Annotated in this window: 14 protein-coding genes; 3 read left to right on the top strand and 11 right to left on the bottom strand. The window is 69.9% G+C overall.

Going from position 1 to position 16136, the window contains the following annotated elements; all coding sequences use genetic code 11:
• The first annotated feature begins 65 nt into the window (after positions 1-65).
• On the top strand, positions 66-1778 hold the full coding sequence (locus KBI44_00905) for a peptidylprolyl isomerase (protein MBP9143015.1): 1713 nt from the start codon (positions 66-68) through the stop codon (positions 1776-1778).
• Positions 1778-3700 carry a tetratricopeptide repeat protein gene (locus KBI44_00900; protein MBP9143014.1) on the top strand — a complete coding sequence of 641 codons (1923 nt, stop codon included), beginning with the start codon at positions 1778-1780 and terminating at the stop codon, positions 3698-3700. The genes KBI44_00905 and KBI44_00900 overlap by 1 nt, the downstream gene beginning before the upstream one ends.
• A 72-nt stretch (positions 3701-3772) precedes the next feature.
• On the opposite strand, the gene KBI44_00895 is transcribed toward KBI44_00900, so the two are convergent.
• The 11 genes from KBI44_00895 to KBI44_00845 form a co-directional block, all read right to left on the bottom strand.
• Complete coding sequence (locus tag KBI44_00895; GenBank protein MBP9143013.1) at positions 3773-5599, bottom strand: long-chain fatty acid--CoA ligase; 1827 nt, start codon at positions 5597-5599, stop codon at positions 3773-3775.
• 69 nt (positions 5600-5668) lie between these two features.
• A complete protein-coding gene (locus KBI44_00890; protein MBP9143012.1) occupies positions 5669-6223 on the bottom strand; it encodes a porin family protein in 555 nt (184 codons plus the stop codon).
• 147 nt (positions 6224-6370) lie between these two features.
• Positions 6371-7786, bottom strand: coding sequence for a radical SAM protein (locus tag KBI44_00885; GenBank protein MBP9143011.1), 1416 nt, complete (start codon positions 7784-7786; stop codon positions 6371-6373).
• Positions 7783-8106, bottom strand: coding sequence for a hypothetical protein (locus KBI44_00880; protein MBP9143010.1), 324 nt, complete (start codon positions 8104-8106; stop codon positions 7783-7785). Before KBI44_00880 ends, KBI44_00885 begins: the two co-directional genes overlap by 4 nt.
• A 99-nt stretch (positions 8107-8205) precedes the next feature.
• On the bottom strand, positions 8206-8484 hold the full coding sequence (locus KBI44_00875) for a hypothetical protein (GenBank protein ID MBP9143009.1): 279 nt from the start codon (positions 8482-8484) through the stop codon (positions 8206-8208).
• Positions 8481-9230, bottom strand: a complete 750-nt coding sequence (locus tag KBI44_00870; protein ID MBP9143008.1) for a prolipoprotein diacylglyceryl transferase — start codon at positions 9228-9230, stop codon at positions 8481-8483. The genes KBI44_00875 and KBI44_00870 overlap by 4 nt, the downstream gene beginning before the upstream one ends.
• A gap of 30 nt (positions 9231-9260) precedes the next feature.
• A complete protein-coding gene (locus KBI44_00865) occupies positions 9261-9446 on the bottom strand; it encodes a hypothetical protein (GenBank protein ID MBP9143007.1) in 186 nt (61 codons plus the stop codon).
• Between the two features lie 91 nt (positions 9447-9537).
• On the bottom strand, positions 9538-9930 hold the full coding sequence (locus tag KBI44_00860; protein MBP9143006.1) for a type II toxin-antitoxin system VapC family toxin: 393 nt from the start codon (positions 9928-9930) through the stop codon (positions 9538-9540).
• Positions 9927-10181 carry a type II toxin-antitoxin system prevent-host-death family antitoxin gene (locus tag KBI44_00855; protein MBP9143005.1) on the bottom strand — a complete coding sequence of 85 codons (255 nt, stop codon included), beginning with the start codon at positions 10179-10181 and terminating at the stop codon, positions 9927-9929. Before KBI44_00855 ends, KBI44_00860 begins: the two co-directional genes overlap by 4 nt.
• 71 nt (positions 10182-10252) lie before the next feature.
• Positions 10253-12523, bottom strand: a complete 2271-nt coding sequence (locus KBI44_00850; GenBank protein MBP9143004.1) for a dehydrogenase E1 component subunit alpha/beta — start codon at positions 12521-12523, stop codon at positions 10253-10255.
• A gap of 63 nt (positions 12524-12586) precedes the next feature.
• Positions 12587-14893, bottom strand: a complete 2307-nt coding sequence (locus tag KBI44_00845; GenBank protein ID MBP9143003.1) for a protein kinase — start codon at positions 14891-14893, stop codon at positions 12587-12589.
• Positions 14894-15003: 110 nt separating this feature from the next.
• Here KBI44_00845 and KBI44_00840 point away from each other — a divergent pair.
• Positions 15004-16136: MFS transporter (locus KBI44_00840; protein ID MBP9143002.1), on the top strand; the 1133-nt coding region annotated here is incomplete at its 3' end.

Genomic DNA, 16136 nt, shown 5'->3' with positions numbered 1-16136 from the left:
CCCGCGACGGGCGGTCTCCGCGAGGAGGCTGCCCGTTTTCGTTCCGGCCTGGTATGCCACTTGCCATGAGATCCCGACTCCCGCTGATCTGCCTGACCCTGCTGCTCGGTTCGCTTGCGACCGGTTGCGCGACACTGTCCCCCGGCGGGCGCGTCGTGGCCCATTCGCGCCTCGGCGACGTCACGGCCACCGAGCTCGACCGGTTCCTGCGCGAGCTCGGTCTCGAGGTGTCGGTGCCCTCTCCCGCCGTCCGGCGGCGGCAGATCGAGGACCTTCTGGTCGTGAGGGCCACCGAGGCCGAGGCGCTGCTCCTCCCGCCGGCGGAGGCGAGTGCGCTGCGCGTCGACCTGGCCCTCAGGGAGGAGGAGATTCTCGCCGGCGAGAGGCGGGCACGATTGGAGGTGGCGGCGCGGGCCTCGGTGGCGGTCTCGGAGGCGGAGGTCACCGCCGCCGTCGCGGCCCATCTCGCAGCGAGGCCCGGAGCCGAACGTCTGCGTCTGAGGCAGATCTTCAAGCGCACGCCGGCGCATGCCAGCGCCGAGGAGCGTCGGAGCATCGCAGAGGAGATGCGCGCGATCCGCGGCGAGGTCCTGGCGGGTGGCGACTTCCGCCTCCTGGCCCGGCAGCGGTCCGACTCCCAGACCGCTGTCTTCGACGGTCTCGTCGCGCCGCTCGCCCTCCCGGACCTCGAACCTGCACTCTCCGGTCCGCTCGCGCTCCTCGAGGTCGGCGAGGTGTCGGAGGTTCTGGTCACCTCGACGGGCCTGCATCTTTTCCGTCTCGAGGAACGGCTGCCGGCGCCGCCCCCTCCCGACACCACGGCGCTCGCGGCCGCGGTGCGCGCCGATCTCGAGCAGCGCGCGGTCGCCGCCGCGATCCGCCACGCCTTCGACGACCTCCTGCTGGGCTCGGGCGCCGACTTCCATCCCGAACGCCTCGAGCAGCCCGGCGCCGCTCCGGACGATCTGCTCTTTGCTCTCGCCGGGCGCGCTATCCGGCTCGGCGAGATCCAGGCGCGCTGGCGGTCGCTGGCCTTCATCGAGCGCCGAACGACGAGCCTGCGCTCGCTCCTCGAGGCGGACGTCGGGCGGGCGCTGCTGCTGCACGCGGCGCGCCGCGAAGGCCTGGCCAGCGAGCCCGGCCCGGCAGCCCGGCTCGAGCGCGCCCGCCAGGCGGCGCTCTTCGTTTCGGCCCGGAAACGTCGCCTCGCCGAGCTCGCTGCGAATCTCCCGGAGGAGGAGCTGGCGGCGTACTTCGTCCGCGAGAAGGCGCTTTTCGAGCGCCCCGAACGCCGGCGACTGCGGGGACTCCTCGTGCCGATCGCAGTGCCCGCCGCCGCGAACGCCCTGTTCGACGACCTCGATCTCGTGGCGCGAAGGGTGCGGGCTGGAGAGGCCGACCTCGCCCTCGAGGCGCGCCGTCTGTCGCACGACCCGAGTCGCTTCGAGGATGGCGACCTTGGCTGGGTCGAGGAGCGCGAGCTCGCGCTCTGGGCCGGCCCCCGGCTGCCGGGGGCCCTCTTCGCGCTGCCGGTCGGGCTGGTGAGCGCGCCCCTCCTGGTCGAGGCTTATGACGACCGGCGCCTCCGCGACGAACCGATCGCCTATCTCGTGGCGCGCGTCGAGGCGGTCGAGCCGGCCTCCGATGCCGATTTCGCGACCCTGCGCGCCGAAGTGATGGAGCAGTTCCTCGTCAGCCGGGCGCCGGTCATCGGGCGCGACCTGCGCGCGGACTACCTCGACGAGCTCGGCCTGGTGATTCTCGACGCCCCCCGCTGATGGCATCGCGCCAGCCGCCCAGCAGCCAGAGATCCGCGCCGCCCGCACCTCCACGGGCAGCTCGAAGCGTCGTCTACGGCCTCCTGGCGCTCACCATCCTGGGGGTCTACCTGCCCGTTCTGGACAACGGTTTCGTCGACTGGGACGACGGGATCTACGTCGTGCGCAACCCGCACGTCGGCAACCTCGACACCTCGACCCTCGTCTGGGCCTTCACCACGTTCGACGCCGCCAACTGGCACCCCTTGACCTGGATGTCGCACGCCCTCGATCGCGAGCTCTATGGGCTGGAGCCTCGCGGCCACCACCGGACGAGCGTCCTGCTGCATGCTGCGAACGGGCTGCTCCTGCTCCTCCTCCTGCATCGCCTCAGCAGCCTCTTCTGGCCGAGCGCCGCAGCCGCCGCGCTCTTCGCGCTGCACCCACTGCGAGTCGAGAACGTCGCCTGGATCTCGGAGCGCAAGGACCTGCTGTGCTCCTTCTTCGTCCTTCTCGCGCTGCTCGCCTATGAACGCCATGCGCGCCGGCCGGCGCGCGGGAGCCTTCTCGCGGTGGCCTTGGCCTTCACTCTGGCACTGCTCTCGAAGCCGATGGCGGTCACGCTGCCCTTCCTGCTGCTCCTGCTCGACGTATGGCCGTTCGAGCGCCTACGGTGGCCGCGTCCCGATCACCGGGTCCTGCTGGAGAAGCTTCCGCTTCTCCTGCTCGCCGCCGCGTCGTCCGTGGTCACTTACGTGGCGCAGGCGCGCGGTGAAGCGGTCCGGGCTCTCGACCTCATCGGCGTTGGCGAGCGTCTCGCTGCCGCCCCGGTGGCTCTCGCTGCCTACCTCGCCAAGACTCTCTGGCCGGCACCCGGAACGCTGCTGCCGCTCTACACCCATCCGCACTATCTGCCGCACGGCGCCTCCGGCGCGGCCCTCGCCTCGGCCGTCGCTGTCCTGCTCGGACTGGCAGCCGTCGCCGTCTGGCAGTGGCGCAAGCGCCCGTACCTCGCCGTCGGTGGTCTCGCTTTCGCCGGCCTTCTCGTTCCGGTCCTCGGCCTGGTGCAGGTCGGTGTCCAGCGCTCCGCGGATCGCTACACCTACCTTCCGACTCTGGGCCTTGCCCTCGCGGCCGTCTGCCTGATCGGCGAGGTGTCCGCGGGTGGCCGCCGCTCTCGACTCCTCGCCGCGGGGGGGATCGCGATCGCACTGGGTACCTCAGCAGTCCTGACGTGGAATCAACAGCAGATCTGGCGGGATTCGGTGACGCTGTGGCGCGCGACGGTCACGGGCGAGCCGGAGAGCCCCATCGCACAGTTGAACCTCGCCAACGCGCTGCACGAGGCGGGTCGCAGCGGTGAGGCGATGCGCCACTACCACGAAGCGATCGCCCGCGGGCCCGAGTACGCGCCTGCCCACGCCGCGCTCGGGGTGCGGCTCGGCGAGCGTCGGGAGTACGCAGCCGCCATCGAGTCCCTCGAGACTGCGCTGCGCTTGCAGCCGGCGGACGCCTACACCCGCGGGAGCCTGGGCAACTGCCTGCTCGAGCTCGGACGCAAGGAGGAAGCGGTGCGCGAGCTCACGGCGGCGGTCGCGGCCGCGCCGAGCGCGGTCGCGCTTCGCAACAGCCTGGGGCAGGGGCTGCTCGCGCTCGGCCGGCATGAGGATGCCATCGGTGTTTTCAGGGAGACCCTGACGCTCGATCGCAGCTCGTCGCCGGCGCACAACAACCTCGCGCTCGCGATGCTCCGCGCAGGGCGGATGACCGAGGGGATCGAGCTGCTGCGGGAGGCCATTCGACTGGCGCCCACGAATGCCAAGGCCCACCAGAACCTCAGTTTGGCGCTGGCGGAGATCGGCGACGAGGCCGGCGCGGCCAGGGAGCTCGCGGCAGCCCAGCGACTCCGCGCGTCGAACCCGGGCGGCACCGTTCAGCCATGATCTTCCGGGCGCGGCCCCGGACATCGAGGTGGAGGCGGTATTCTCGGCGACCCGCAGGCCGGGCCCGGCGGCTCAGCCAGCTCCCTGCGAGTAGATCTCCTCGATTCTGGCGGCGAATTTCTGACGCACGACCTTGCGCTTCAGCTTGAGGGTCGGGGTGAGCTCGCCGCCGTCGACCGTGAACTCCGTCGGCAGCACCTCGAACTTGCGCACCGATTCGTAGCGCGCGAGCTCTCCATTGACGCGCTCGATCTCGCTTCCGAAGAAGGCTCGCAGCAGCGGGCAGCGGGCGCCATCGACGATCGATCGGGCGGGAGAACCGAGGCGCCCTGCGAGGGTCGGAAGCGCCGTCGGATCGAGGGTGAGGAGCGCCGCGACGTAGTTGCGCTGCTCGCCCAGGAGGACGGCGTGGGCCACCCCTTCGATCTCGCGCAACCGGTTCTCGATCGGCGCCGGGGCGATCTTCTTGCCGCCCGAGGTGACGAGCAGCTCCTTCTTGCGGTCGGTGATGCGCAGGAAGCCGTCTTGCGAGAGCTCGCCGATGTCGCCGGTGTGAAACCAGCCGTCGGCGTCGATCGCCGACGCGGTCGCCTGCGGGTCTTTGCGATAGCCGCGGAAGATGTTCGGACCGCGCATCTGGATCTCGCCGTCCGCGGCCAGGCGGATCTCGACTCCGGGCATCGCGGGGCCGACCGAGCCGGTGCGGAAGCGGCCCGGCGTCGAGATCGTGCCCGGTCCCGAGGTTTCGGACAGACCGTAGATCTCGAAGATCGGCACGCCCAGCGAGAGGAAGAACTCGAGCGTGCCGAGCGAGATCGGCGCCGCCGCCGAGGCCGCGTGGCGGACGCGATGAAGTCCGAGCTTGGCGCGCACCTTGCCCAGCACGAGGCGATCGGCGAGCGCCGCGCCGAAGCCGACCGCTTCGCCGCGCTGCGCGGCGTAGCCCGCGGCGAGCGCCTTGCGGCGCGCCCACGAGAGGAGTCGCCGACGCAGCGGCGGCGCCTCACTGCTCGCCTTCTCGACCGCCGACTGGAGCTTCTCCCAGACCCGCGGAACGGCGAAGAAAATCGTCGGCCGGACCTCGCGCAGCGCCTCCGGAACGCGATCGAGCGCGGCAACGTAAAAAGTGCAGCCGCCATGCTGCAGCGGCAGGTGGAGCGTCAGCATCTGCTCGGCGATATGCGCCAGCGGCAGGTAGGAGAGCTGGCGATCCTCCGGGTTCATGCGGATCGTTTCGTGGGCGCCGCACCAGGCCGTCCAGACGAGGTTGCGATGGGTCAGCTCGACGCCCTTCGGCGAGCCCGTCGTACCCGAGGTGTAGATGAGCGTCGCCACATCGTCGGGCCGTTGCTCCGCCAGGCGGTCCGCGACGATCTTCTTCCCGGCCGCCGCCCCCAGCTCGAGCAGCCGGCGCCAGGTGACGATCTCCGGGTGTCCTGCGGTGGCGGCCGTTGCGGCCGACGTCTCGACCTCACCCTCGTCGAAGAGGACGATGGTCCGCAGGCGTGGCGCCCCGCCGCGTGCCGCGAGGAGCTTCGCCAACGCCTCGGAATTGTCGGCGACCGCGACCGTCGCCTCGGTGTGATCCAGGACGTAGGCACATTGCTCCGGAGTGTTGGTGACGAAGATGCCGGTAGGGATCGCCCCCGCCGCGATCGCGGCGAGATCGGCGATCGCCCACTCGGGCCGGTTCGCCGAGAGAATGGCGAGGCCCGTTCCCGGAACCACCCCGAGCTCCACGAATCCGGCCGCGGCACAGAAGATCTGGTCGCAATAGTCGCGCCACGACGTCGTCACCCAGCCGTCGGCTGTGCGGTGGGCCTGCGCCGGGCGCTCGCCGAACTCTCTCGCCGCGCGTTCGAGCGCTGCGATCACCGTCGTCTCGGGGGCAGTCTTCATGGACCCGGGAGGCTAGCATCGAAGGCGACGCGACGAGAAGCCCGGCGCTGGCGAAGCTCAACTGGCGGTTCAGAACCGGAAGACGACGCCCGCGTTCAGATCGAGATCCTCCTCGATGTCGTCGGAGAGCTCGGAGTCGTAGACCAGTAGGCGGCCCTCGAAGCGCAGGGCGAACCACTTGTTCAGCTGCCAGTCGACTCCGCCGCCGGCGAAGAGCCCAGTGTCGTCGTAGCTCTGCTCGAGATCCGGGCAGGGTCCGGCGACGCAAACGACCTCGCGCCGGAACTCGCGCTGACCAAGATGCACGCCGCCCGTCACGAACGGGCGCCAGCGCGCATCCGTGTCGCCGAAGGCGTAGCGCAATCCGAGTTGATAGGACTCGGCGTCGCCAGACTCAGGGTCGTAGAGGGTAAAGCGCGCTTCGGCCGTCCAGTGCTGGGCGAAGCGCCAGCCGACGCCCGCGCCCACGCCCAGCCCGGTGTCGAGATCGAGTCCATCGTCCTCCGAGTAGGAGCCCCCGGGCTCGACGAAGACCGAGGCTTCGAAGCTCTCTTCTTGTCCGACGGCGGGAAGCGAAGAGATGAGAATCAGGGCGACGGCGCAAGAGGGCAAGCGAGGGCGCATGGAGACTCTCCTTTCGGGTGTCCTACGACCATGCATAAAGCAAACCAGGGGGGGGTTCCAATGCCGCCTCGGGAGCGGCAAGCGGACCTCGGCGGCGCGGAGCGCGGCTATCGGACCTCGGCCGGACCTCTGCGGCGCGGAGCGCCGCTAGCGGATTGCCGCGGCACGCAGCGCCTCCAGGCGCGTGCTCTCGAGCTGATCGCGGTAGAAGAGGTTGTAGGTGTCGAAGGGGATCAGGCGGCCGTCGTCGGGGTGGACGAAGTGGATGCAGCTCTTCTTCACCGAGCGCACGTCGAAGGCGTGGGCGTCGATGAACTGGACGATGAGGATGCGGAAGAGGTTGGCGTACGAGAGCTCGGGCGGCACCGCCACCGTCGGCAGGCAGCAGAGGAGGTCCTTGAGGGTGCCGGCACTCGACTCCGGGGAGTGGTTGGTCGCGAAGAGCTTGAAGAGACCTTCGCGCACTGCCGGGTCGCGCTCGTAGACGATCGAGTTCCGCGCTCCTTCGATGAGGATCTGCGGGTCGATCATGCCGGTAAGCGGCACGACTTCGCCGCCGAGCTTGAGCGCATAGGCCATGGCGAGCGCGTCGGGATGGCAGGGCACGGGGATCAGGTCCTCGGGCTGGAAGCGCGAGCTCTGTTCCAGGATCCGGCGGCGCACCTCGGTCAGGGTGAGGCGGTGCTTCGCCGGATCGAACCCCTCGAGCCGCCCCGCCGACTGCACCGGCTGGAACGTCACCCCGCGCACGCAGGGCTGGGCCAGGGCGAACTCGACGATCTCGCCGAGCTCGTCGTCGTTCACGCCCTTCTCGACCGTCACCACCAGCGTCGTCGAGATGTCGAGCCGGTTCAGCCGCTCGAGCGCCTGCTCGCGGATGCGCCGCAGGTCGGCGCCGCGCAGAGCCTTGAGCGGCGCCGCGCGCAGCGAGTCGAACTGGAGATAGATCTCGAACGCCGGCCGGTACTCCGCGAGGCGCCGAGCGAACGCCTCGTCTTCGGCGATGCGGATGCCGTTGGTGTTCACCATGAGATGCCGGATCGGCCGGCGCCGTGCGGCGTCGAGGATCTCGAAGAACTCGGGGTGGATCGTCGGCTCGCCGCCCGAGATCTGAACCACGTCGGGCTCGCCTTCGTTGCGTACCACGGCGTCGAGCATGCGCTCGATCTGCGCGAGCGGCCGGAAGAGCGGCCGGTGCGGCCCGCTCTCGGCGTAGCAGATCGGACAGGCGAGATTGCAGGCGTCGCAGATCTCGACGATCGACAGGCACGAGTGCTGCTCGTGGTCGGTGCACAGACCGCAGTCGTAGGGGCAGCCCCACTTCACCGGCGTGTTGTAGCGCGCCGGCATCTCGGGCGGCTTGATGAAGACCTCGCGGCAGCGCCGGTAGTACTCGACGTCGTCGGCCACCAGGACCTTCTCGGCGCCGTGCTCGGGACACCTCTTGAGCAGGAACACCGAGCCCTCCTCGAAGACGATCTTGCCCTCGAGCTTGCGGTAGCAGACCGAACAGATCGTCACCGCGACGTCGTAGAAGAGGTACGGCCGGACGCGAACGCTCATCCCTGCCCGTCACTTCCGGACGGCGGTGCCGGAGGCTGCGGCGGCGGCAGAGGCAACTGCGGCGCGCGGCCCTTCGAGGCGTTCTTCACCAGCCCGACGATGAACCAGATGAAGCCCACCGGAACGGCGAGCGCGGAGAGTCCGAAGACGACGGCGATGAGAACGTTCGCCACCTCGCCGAGATTCGAAGAGCCGCTGTTCATGTCGAGCGTGAGCAGGAAGCCAAAACAGCTCGTCGCCGCGAGGGCAGTCGCAGCGCCAGCGATGACGCAGCCCTGCGCCCACGGGCGATCGCTGCCGAGATTGCGGAACCAACCCATCTCCAACCCCTCCCTCGTCCGGCCGGCAAGGTCAGCGGAGCATATCCGCGAGTCGGGATGGAAACGCGGCGAGGTCTCGTCGGCTCCGGGACTCCGCCGCTAGTCTCTCTTGCGAGGGTTCGAGAAGGGCGGCCCCGAAGTTCGCCAGAGGACGACCACCGCGCCCAGCGCCAGCAGGAGGGGGGCGAGGCCCACGCCGAGCAAGTAGAGGACCTCGAGCCCCTCCGGTCGCGACCACCCACCACCTGTCAGTGCGCAGTCGACCAAGACCAGGGCCCAGAGCGAAGCCGCGCAGACGACGCCGAGCAGGCAGAACCAGGCCACGCCCCTTCCCCAGTCCGGCCCGCTGCGGGCCGACTGCGCTCGGCGTTCTGTCATGACGCGCTCTCCACACTCGTTCTCCCCGAGCCCGCGAGCCAGCGCCGCAGGTCGGGGGCCAGGGCGGCGAGGCCCAGAACCGCGACCCACTGGATCGTCGACAGGCCGAGCCAGCGGCAGTCGGCGTGCTTGGCGAAGTCGACGAGGAGACGATAGCCGAAGTAGGCGCCGACGAAGCCGCGGAAGAGATCCCCCTCCGCCGGCGAGCGCGTCCGCCAGCGCGCGAGGACGACCACGAGGATGAGCAGAAACAGGCTCTCGAAGAGCGGCATCGGCAGGCGGCGCACGCCGTCGCCGAAGTCGAAGGCCAAGGGCAGCGTCGTCGCGTCGCCGAAGGTGCGGTCGCCGGCGCCGGCGAGCAGGCAGCCGACGCGGCCGATGGCGATCGCCGCCGCGAGCGGGATCGCCAGCAGGTCGCCGGTGCGGCTCTCGATCCCGCCCAGCCGCTTCGCCCCCTCGACCGCGAGCCAGCCGCCGGCGATTGCGCCGACGATCGACTTGCCGGCCAGGCGCTCGAGCGGAAAGCCGTCGCCGCTCCAGAGCTCCGCCGGACATTCGAGGAGCGCCAGGAGCCGCGCGCCGAGCGCGGCGCCGGCCGCCGCGGCGGCGACGATCCACCAACGACGCGGGGAGTCCAGAAAGTCACCGCGCCGCCTGCGATCGCGCAGATAGAGCCGGAAGCCGACGAAGTAGGCGAGCAGTTCGAAAGCGGCGTGCGGATGGAGCCGCAGTCCGCCGATCTCCAGATAGACCGGGAAGCTCAGAACGCCTGGACCTCAGCCGCCCGTGCGCGCCCGATAGGCGAGGTAGAGGAAGAGGAGGACTCCCAGCGCCAACACGATCCGGGCCGCTCCCATCAGTTGGGTGCGGGCGACAGGGCGCGTGCCGCGGGCTTTGATGCCGGTGATGGCCGCGATGGCGGTGATGAGGACGGCGAGGCCAAGCCAGGTAAGCCAACTCATGGGTTCAAACCCTAGCAGAGCAGGGAGCCGTTGCCCTTGCTCATCTCCCGGGTTCGCCAGGGCCCGCCCGGGCTGGTCGGCATCCGCGCCTTCACGCTCGCAGAGTCTTGATCTCGCGACAGCCGAGCAGGCGTTCGTCGGCGGTCACGAGCGTCAGATCCAGGACCTTCGCCGTAGCGGCGAGAAACCGGTCCGCCGGGTCGTCATGAGGCAGGTCGATACGCCGGCTCGCGATCGCGATGGAGTGGTTGAGCGGTGCTTCGCGAGCCGGAACGGCGGCGAGCGCGGCTCGCAGCCATGAGATGGGGTCAGGGTCGAGGTTCAACCGCCCGCGATCACTGAGGAGGATCAGTTCCCAGGTACTGATGGGCGAAATCCAGATCTCGTTCGCCGTCGACTCGATCGTCCGGCGCGCCCGCGGACTCAGTCGGCTCGACGTCGAAGCGGACCAGACCCAGACATGGGTATCCAGCAACAGCTTCATTTCCGCTTCCTGCCACCGATCGCCTCCCACTCGTCCGCAGGAAGCGCCGGTTCGATCAGGTCGCCGAGGATCCTGGTGGACGAAGCGAGCTGACCGAGGACCCGCTTACCTGCCCTCTCCGCCCGCGGGGGCAGAACTTCCGCGACCGGCTTTCCGAAGCGAGTGACGAGGATCGGCTCTCCGGTTGTCCGGACCCGTTCCAGGACCGCCAGACAGGTGGCCTTGAACTTCGAAATCGCGATCGTCTCCATGAAAGAACCGTACCATAGTCAATGTTCATGGTCCAAGTCGCGAGAACTTGCCGGGCTGGCGCGATTCCAGCTCAGAACGCCAGAACTTCGCGCGCCGCGGCGAGGAGCTTGTCGCGATCGGGGAAGAGGGCGTGCTCGAGGATGCGCGAGTACGGACTGGGGCGATCGGGGTAGGCGACCCGCTTGACCGGGGCGTCGAGGAAGGCGAAGGCGCGGTCGGCGAGGCGCGCCGCGATCTCGCCGCCGAAGCCGCCCGTCAGCTGCGCCTCGTGCACGACGACCGCGCGATTGGTCTTCATCACCGAGGCGAGGACCGTCTCCTCGTCGTAGGGCACGAGGGAGCGCAGATCGACCACTTCGGCCTCGATGCCCTCCGCCGCCAGTACCTCGGCGGCCTCCATGGCGATCCAGGTCGAGGCGCCGTAAGCGACGAACGTGATGTCCCGACCGGCGCGCAGGATGTGTGCCTTGCCGATCGGCGTCAGGTGCTCGCCGGCCGGCAGAGTCGCCTTGACCCGGCGGTAGAGGAACTTGTTCTCGCAGAAGATCACCGGGTTGGCGCCACGGAGAGCCGACTTCAGCAGACCCTTGGCGTCGACCGCGGTCGCGGGGCAGAGCACCGTGAGGCCCGCGACGTGGGCGAACCAGGCCTCCGGGTTCTGCGAGTGAAAGGCCCCGGCCCCCACCCCGCCACCTGCCGGCAGACGCACGATCACCGGGCAGGGGCGCTCGAAACGGTAGAACAGCTTGGCGATGACGTTCACGATCTGATTGAAGCCACACGAGACGAAATCGGCGAACTGCATCTCGACCACCGGCAGATACCCGAAGAGCGCCGCCCCGGCCGCGAGGCCGAGCGTGCCGCTCTCGGAGATCGGCGTGTCGAGCACGCGATCGGGCCATCGCGCATGCAGCCCCTTCGTGACCCGAAAAGCGCCCTCGAACTGCGCGATGTCCTGACCCAGGAGGACGATCGACGAGTCGTGCTCCATCTCCTCCTGCAGAGCCTGGTGAATCGCGTCGAGATAGGTGACCTCGCCTGCCTTCGTCGGACCGACGGCGCCGCCGGTAAAGGCATCCATGGCGGTCGGAATGTCGGGGTCGGCCAGCGCGATCATCGCTGACGCGGCCTCCGCTTCTCCCGCATCGGCGTCGGAAGCCTCGCCGTGTGCGGGGTCGAAGGGCTTGCCCAGCAGATCGGTCAAGTCCTCGACCAGGTTCGGGACTGCGTCCTCCGTCGGACTCTCGGGCGAGGGCGCCGCGAAGGTCGGCGTGACGCAGCGCGGAAAGATGCGCGCCCCGGACGCGGCGAGAACCGGCCGGAAGGCCTCCTCGGCAGCGGGCGCCGGCGCCGCCAACGCGCGATCGATGGCGGTCTCGACCAACTCCGCGACACGTGCGTGCAGCCGCTCCTCGGTTTCGAGGTCGAGCAGACCTTCGCCCGAAAGCCGCCGGGCGTAGACCGGCACCGGATCCCGGGAGAGATAGAGATCGAGCTCCTCCTGCGGCACGACCTTCATCGAACCGTCACCCTCGGCATGACCGCGCAATCGCCCGACGACCGCCTCGATCAGGGTCGGCCCGCCGCCGGCCCGTGCCCGCGACACCGCCTTGGCGAGGGTGGCTGCCATCTCGTCCGGGTCGTTGCCGTTCACCGTCAGCGCAGGAATGCCGTAGCCCGGCCCGCGATCAGAAAGCTGCACACAGGCATACTGGTGCCGGGCCGGAGTCGAAAAGGCGTACCGGTTGTTCTCGATCACCAGGACCAGGGGCAGCTTCCAGACCGCGGCTAGATTCATCGCTTCGTGGAAGTCGCCCGTCGAGGTCCCGCCTTCGCCGATGAAGTTGATCGCCACGCGATCGCCACCGTTCCTCTTCATCGCGAAGGCACAGCCGGCAGCGACCGGAATCATGGCTCCGAGGTGGCTGATCATCCCGACGTGCGAGATCCCCGCGGCTTCGTCGAAATGCCCGTAGTGGTAGGAGCGCTCGATGCCGTGCGAGAAGCCCTCCGCCTTGCCCAGCACCTGGCAGGCGAGCCGGTAGAAGAGCGCCTCGGGCTCGCCCCGGCGGCCGTCCGGCGCGCCGAATCCGAAGCCCGGAAAGGCCCGAGCCGGATCGAGGTAGAACGAGAGGATCGCGCCGACATCGCGATGCAGCGAGCAGAGGACGTCACCGGCTTCGAGCGCCAGCCCGGCGGGGACGGTGATCCCCTCGTTGCCGATGGCGCTGTACCACTTGGAGACTCTGCCGGTGAGCAGCATCGCTTCGAAACGCGCGTCGAACTCGCGCGCGAGCTTCATGAAGGCGTAGGTGCGAAGCCGCTCTTTCGGACTGTTCACAATCGCCGGAGTCTACGGCGCGGGAGCGCGCCCGGGCAAGAAAAGTGCGGCGGTAAGCCCGGCCTAGCGCGGGAGGCTCTGGATCCGGTTCTCGAACTCGGCCCGGCGCGGGTACCCTGGATCCATCTGGAGGAGGATCTTGAACGCCAGCTCGGCCTCGGCGCGCTTTTTCTGCCTGAGGAAAGTCTCGAGTTGCTGCACGCCCTGTTCGATCCCCTGCTGGCGGCGATGCACCTCTTCCAGCCGGCTGATCTCGTTGTAGAGCAGCGTGGGGCGCGGGCTGTCGGGGATCGAGCGCTCGAATTCGAGGACGACGTCGCGTGCGGCATACCAGTCGCGCGCCTGGACCTTCTCCTTGTACAAGCGCTCGAACTCCTGCGCCTTCGCATCCCGCTCGGCGAGCGCCGCGATGTCGGCGATCCGCAGGCGATAGGTCTCGACCGAGACCTTGGCGAGGCCGCTGGCCGACAAGCGCTGCAACTCGCGCTCGGCCTCGTCGAGCCGGTGCGACTCGAGCAGCGACTCCAGGTTGTCGCGCCGGCGCCCGAGCGCGGCGTCGGTCGCCGCCGTCTGCTCGGCGCCCTGGATCGCGCTGCGCAGCGACTCGGCGAGCTGCGTCGTCGGATCGGCCTTCTCGAGCTGCTCGAGCTTGCGTCGGGCGACGACGAGGTCGCCGTGCAAGACGGCGTCCTGGCCCTCCTTGAGAATGGCGCCGGCAATCTCCATCGCGCCGCGCTCTTCGCCCATGATCTGGATGGCGCTCGCGAACAGGTCGCGGCGCGGATGCTGGGGGTCGAGCTCGACCAGCGTCTCGAGCGCGAAGCTGGCGAGCGACTGGCGATTCTCCTGCAGGTACTTGACCAGGAGCCGCTCGGCCTCCGCGATCTTCGCGGCCCGCTCGCGCTCCTCCGTGCTGAGCTCTGCCGGCACCGGACGGGACGGCAAGGGGCGGATCGCCGGCGGTGCCGGAGCCGACGGCGCCGCAGCGGCCGGCGCGGCTGCGGGACGCACGGGCACCTCGATCTCGGCGGTTCGGCTCGGCCGGGCGGGGGCCAGGGGTGCTGGCGCCGCTGGCGGAGGGACTGCAGCGGCCGCCGGGGTCACCGTGGCTGCCGTGACCGCCGTGGCTGGCAGCGGTGCCGGCGCTGCCGGGCGAGCCGACGGCGTCGAGAAGGCCTTGCCCACCTCTGCGAGCTGCTCCTTGAGCTCCGCCACCGCGGGATTTCTCGGCGCGACGGATTCGAGCTGGGTCACCAGGCCCGCAGCGTCGTCATAGCGGCGGGCTGCGAAGGCCTGCCGGGCCAGGTCGGCGAGGCGCGAGGCCTCGCTGACCTTCTTGGCGGCGCGGTCGATCTGGGCGAGAAGATCGATCCGCTCCTCGCGCGAGAGCTCCGAGGCCGAGCCCGGGCGCGAAGCCGGCCGCGGGGAGCTTGTGGGAGCCGGCTTCACGACCCCCTTCGCGAGCGCCGGCAACGGGATCTCCTGGGTGGCCACCTGGCGCAGCTGCTCGGCCATCCGGACGAGCGCCTGCAGGAAGGTGAGGGCGTCCGGAAAGCGCAGCTCGCGGTCCTTTTCGAGACCGCGCAGCACGAGGTCGTTCAACTCCTGCGGCACCCGCACCTGGGGGTTCCTGCCGATCAGCGGCTGCGGCGGCTCGGTCAGCCGCTTGAAGACGAAGCCGTGCTGGTTCTCGGAGTCGAACGGCGGCTTGCCGGTGATCATCTCGTAGAGCACCGCGGCAAACGAGTAGAGGTCGCTCCGGTGGTCGAGCGGCGCGTCCTTGATCGCCCCCGCCTGCTCGGGCGAGCAGTACATGAGCTTGCCCATGAAGATGCCGGCCTGGGTGATCTCGAGGCCGGCCTGGGCCTCGAGGTTCTTCGCCAGGCCGAGATCGATGAGCTTCATCTGATAGCGCCCGCGGCGGTCGCGGGTGATCATCATGTTGTCGGGCGAGATGTCACGGTGGATGACCCCCGCGGCGTGGATCGCTTCGAGCCCGCGCAGGGTCTGGATCCCCAGGTCGACGGCGAGCGGCAGCGGGAAGACGCCGTGGGTCTTCAGCCAGTCGTGGACGTGCTCGCCCTCGATGTGCTCCGAGACCATGTAGAAGCTGCCGTCGGGAAGCCGCGAGAAGTCATAGAGGATCGCGACGTTCGGGTGCTTGATCTGGGTGGCGATGCGCGCTTCCTGGGCGAAGCGCTGCAGGGCGTGCGGATCGGTGGCCCGATCGGCGCGCAGGATCTTGATGACCCGCAGCTCCTGCAGGTGGACGTGGCGCGCGCGCCAGATCTCTCCCATCCCGCCGGCAGCGAGGCGGTCGAGGATCTCGTACTTGCCGTCGAGGATCGTCCCGCTGTTGCGTTCGGTCACCGCGGTTCCTGGCTCCTTGGTCCTGCGTCGTGGGGATTCTGCCCTATTCTAGCCCGCACCGCCGCATGGCAGAATCTCGCGCCACCCGCGACGGGCAAGGCCCCCGAAAGATGCTCCCACCCGAACCCAACCCCGACGTGCCCACCGCGGGCACCCCGCCCGCCTCCCGCGTGGACTCGCGCGCCACGGCGCTAGCCTGCGCCTGCCTCTTCGTCGCCATGCTGAATCTGACGCTGGTCGTCGCCGGTCTCAAGGAACTCGTGGTCGACGAGCTCGGCGGTTCGGTCACCGACGCGGCGCTCTTCTTCACCGTCGAGATGGTCGCCTACCTGCTCTTCGCGCCGCTCTGGGGGGCACTCTCCGACCGCCTCGGCCGCCGCCGGCCATTCATCGTCGGCGGTTTCGCGGCGAGCGGCCTGCTCTACCTCGCCTACCTCGGGATCGACTGGATTCCACTGCTCCTCGCGCTGCGCTTCCTGCAGGGCGGGGCCGCGATCGCCGGCTGGTCGACCACGATGGCGCTCCTCTTCGACCGCGCCGACGACCGGAGCCGGCCGCGCCTCGCCGGTTTCGCCGGCGCCTCGCTGATCCTGGGCGTCGGGCTCGGCGCGCCGATCGGCGGCCTCGTCACGCAGCACTGGGGGGCGCGTGCACCGCTCGCTCTGGCGGGGACGCTCTTCCTCCTCCTGGCAGCAGTGGCGCTGGCGCTCGAGGAGGCCCCCGGCCGTCACTCGCGGCCTCGCCTGGCGGCGATCGGCAGCGCTCTCGCCGCGCGCCCGCGCCTCCTTCTCCCCTGGGCGATCTACGCCATGGAGCGCTTCACGGTGGGCCTCTTCGTCGTCGTCTTTCCGCTCTGGCTGCTCGAGCAGCACGGCGCCGATCCGGCGGCCCGCGGCCGGGCGCTCGCCGCCTTCCTGCTGCCGTTCGCCTTCCTGCAGCTGGGCACCTACCGCCTGGTGCGCCGCTACGGTCCGTTCGTCCTGCTCGGCCTCGGCTGCGCCGGCTACGCCGCCGCTTTCGCCTTGCTCGGGCGAGTCGGCGACGGGCCGTACTATCCGATCCTCATGGCCCTGGGGGCCCTGGCGGCGATGATCTTCCCGCCGACCCTGGCCCTCACCGCCGAGTGGACCGCCCCCGAGACCCGCGCCAGCGCCCTCGCCGGCTTCAACGTCGCGGGCTCGCTCGGCTTTGCCCTCGGCCCCGTCGCCGGCGCCTGGGCGCACCGCACTCTGGGCGAGGGCCA

It is taken from the genome of Thermoanaerobaculia bacterium (assembly GCA_018057705.1).
Classification (GTDB): Bacteria; Acidobacteriota; Thermoanaerobaculia; order Multivoradales; family JAGPDF01; genus JAGPDF01.
The sequence above is the reverse complement of the archived record's forward strand: the minus strand, read 5'-3'. Positions and strand labels throughout refer to the sequence as shown.